We start from the raw sequence: 2111 nt of genomic DNA on the forward strand, positions 1-2111 counted from the left end.
GCCAATACCTTGATAGGAAAGGATGATCCCCGTTCTGCCCAGCGAGAGGCCGAGCGATTGGGATCGACGTCGATCAACAGGGCCATCCCCGACCCACCCAAAGGGGCTGCCCCTTGTTTTTGCTGAAGGTAGAGGGCCAGGTGTACCGCCGTGGTGGTTTTGCCCACGCCCCCTTTGAACCCCAAGACCGCGATATTCATCTGCCACACACCCTCCCACCCTGGTTTTACTGCCCAGGTGCACGGGCGGCAAGAGGCTAAAGTGCGCATCGCCACGTTGGGTCTTGGGGCAAATCGGAAGAGCCGGGCGCGGGGGGAAGCGTTCCCGGTTCCGCAATCTTTAGGCTTCGCCGGTAGGATATCCTTGGCTGGCATAACCGGCTGGCTTTGGAGAATCTGACCATGCCTCATCTCTCGCGATCCCATTCCTCCTTGGGCTTGGCTCGCTCTTGGTCTATTCCGCTGGGGTTGTGTCTGGCCCTGAGCATAAGCGCCTGTGGCGGCGGGGGTTCCAGTCGCCCGCTTCCCCCAGTCTCAGCTCCTCCCACAGGACGAATTGAGGGATCCCATTTCGACGATCTCAACGGCAATGGGCTGCGGGATCCGGGGGAGCCGGGGCTGCCGGGCATCGCCACCTTTTTGGACTTAAACGGCAATGGCCGCCTCGACCCGGGGGAGCCCAGCACCGTCAGCGACGGCGGCGGCAACTTCCGCTTCTCCAACTTGCCCCCTGGCACCTACCGCGTCACCGCCCTTTTGCCCCCAGGGCGAATCTTCACCACGCCGCGCTCAGGCTTGGGGCTGGAGCGGATTGTGGGCGGCAGACCTGCTCCCGAAGGGGCCTTTCCCTGGATGGTGGCCTTGCTGAACGCGGCTGAGCCAGATCCCTTTCAAGCGCAGTTTTGCGGCGGATCCCTGATCGCGCCGGAGTGGGTAGTTACCGCTGCCCATTGTTTTTTCGACGAACAAGGCAAGCAGGTAGTGAGTGCCCAAAATCTGGATCTGCTGTTGGGTACCAACCGCCTACAAATCGGCGCCGGTCAACGCATTCGCGCCGCGCAAATTGTCCTCAACCCCGGCTACAACCCCCAGGTGGGGAAACTTGGGGGGAACGACATTGCCCTGGTGCGCCTCTCTCGGCCAGTGGCCCTGCCTACCCTGCCGCTGGTGCAGCCCAACCAAACCAACCTGACGGCCCCTGGCACTGCCGCCACCATCCTCGGCTGGGGAGCCACCTTCCCCCGCGCCCCGGATCAAGAACCCAGCGGCCCTACCCGAGATTTGCAGCAGGCCACCGTTCCCATCGTCTCCAATGCGGTGTGCAATGCGCCCCAATCCTACAATGGCACCATTTTAGATACCATGCTCTGCGCCGGCTTTCCTCAGGGGGGAGTCGATACGTGTCAGGGCGATAGTGGTGGGCCTTTGATTGTGTCCAGTGGCACGGGTTTTGCCCTGGCCGGAATCACCAGTTTTGGCATCGGCTGCGCCCAGCCCAATTTCTATGGGGTGTATACGCGGGTGTCTAGCTTCGCCGGTTTTGTGCAATCGGTAATCGGCAGTGCCCCCAGCCCAACTCCAGCACCACCCTCCCCTCCACCCCCCACCGGGACAACTGCTTCATTCGTTGTCAATTTGAGGGAAGGTGAGGTGGTTGCGGGGCTCAACTTTGGCAGCCGGGCGCAGTGAACACGAACTGTGGCAGCAAGCAGCGGGGCGGAGATGGTTTAGGATAGGGATCCCTGTTGTAACCGAGTCCATCCCATTGATTGACGGAGGAGATGTCTTGCTTATGACCCAAGTGACGATTGGCGAAAACGAAGGGATCGAATCGGCGCTGCGCCGCTTCAAGCGCCAGGTTTCTAAGGCGGGCATTTTGCGGGATTTGCGCAACCATCGGCACTTTGAAACCAACCTAGAAAAGCGCAAGCGCAAAGCGGTGGCCGTCCGGCGCAACCGCCGCAAGTCCATGGCCTAGGCTACTGCCGACACTCGGAAATCTGAACCCCTCTGAACAGGGCTTGTGGCCTTGCCTGAGGTTCTGACGTTAGTTTCTCGGAATCTGGGTTGGGCCAGCCTGCAGGGAAGCCCCGCACTCTCTGCAACAGCAGG

Annotated in this window: 3 protein-coding genes; 2 read left to right on the forward strand and 1 reads right to left on the reverse strand. The window is 61.2% G+C overall.

Annotated features, from left to right (window positions below; translation table 11 throughout):
* Window positions 1-200: ParA family protein (locus NW815_RS01680; RefSeq protein ID WP_414415648.1), on the reverse strand; the 200-nt coding region annotated here is incomplete at its 3' end.
* Between the two features lie 201 nt (window positions 201-401).
* Between NW815_RS01680 and NW815_RS01685 the strand changes: the two genes are divergently transcribed.
* Window positions 402-1688: a trypsin-like serine protease gene (locus NW815_RS01685; protein ID WP_414415649.1), complete on the forward strand. Its 1287-nt coding sequence runs from the start codon at window positions 402-404 to the stop codon at window positions 1686-1688.
* 103 nt (window positions 1689-1791) lie between these two features.
* Window positions 1792-1977 carry a 30S ribosomal protein S21 gene (gene rpsU / locus NW815_RS01690; protein ID WP_011432857.1) on the forward strand — a complete coding sequence of 62 codons (186 nt, stop codon included), beginning with the start codon at window positions 1792-1794 and terminating at the stop codon, window positions 1975-1977.
* Window positions 1978-2111: the final 134 nt, after the last annotated feature.

It is taken from the genome of Synechococcus sp. R6-7 (assembly GCF_047461695.1).
Taxonomy (GTDB): Bacteria; Cyanobacteriota; Cyanobacteriia; order Thermostichales; family Thermostichaceae; genus Thermostichus.

What these genes read in the sequence shown, in the direction of transcription:
- NW815_RS01685 (WP_414415649.1), top strand. Translation starts at nt 402, where the DNA reads ATGCCTCATCTCTCGCGATCCCATTCCTCCTTGGGCTTGGCTCGCTCT.
- rpsU (WP_011432857.1), top strand. Translation starts at nt 1,792, where the DNA reads ATGACCCAAGTGACGATTGGCGAAAACGAAGGGATCGAATCGGCGCTG.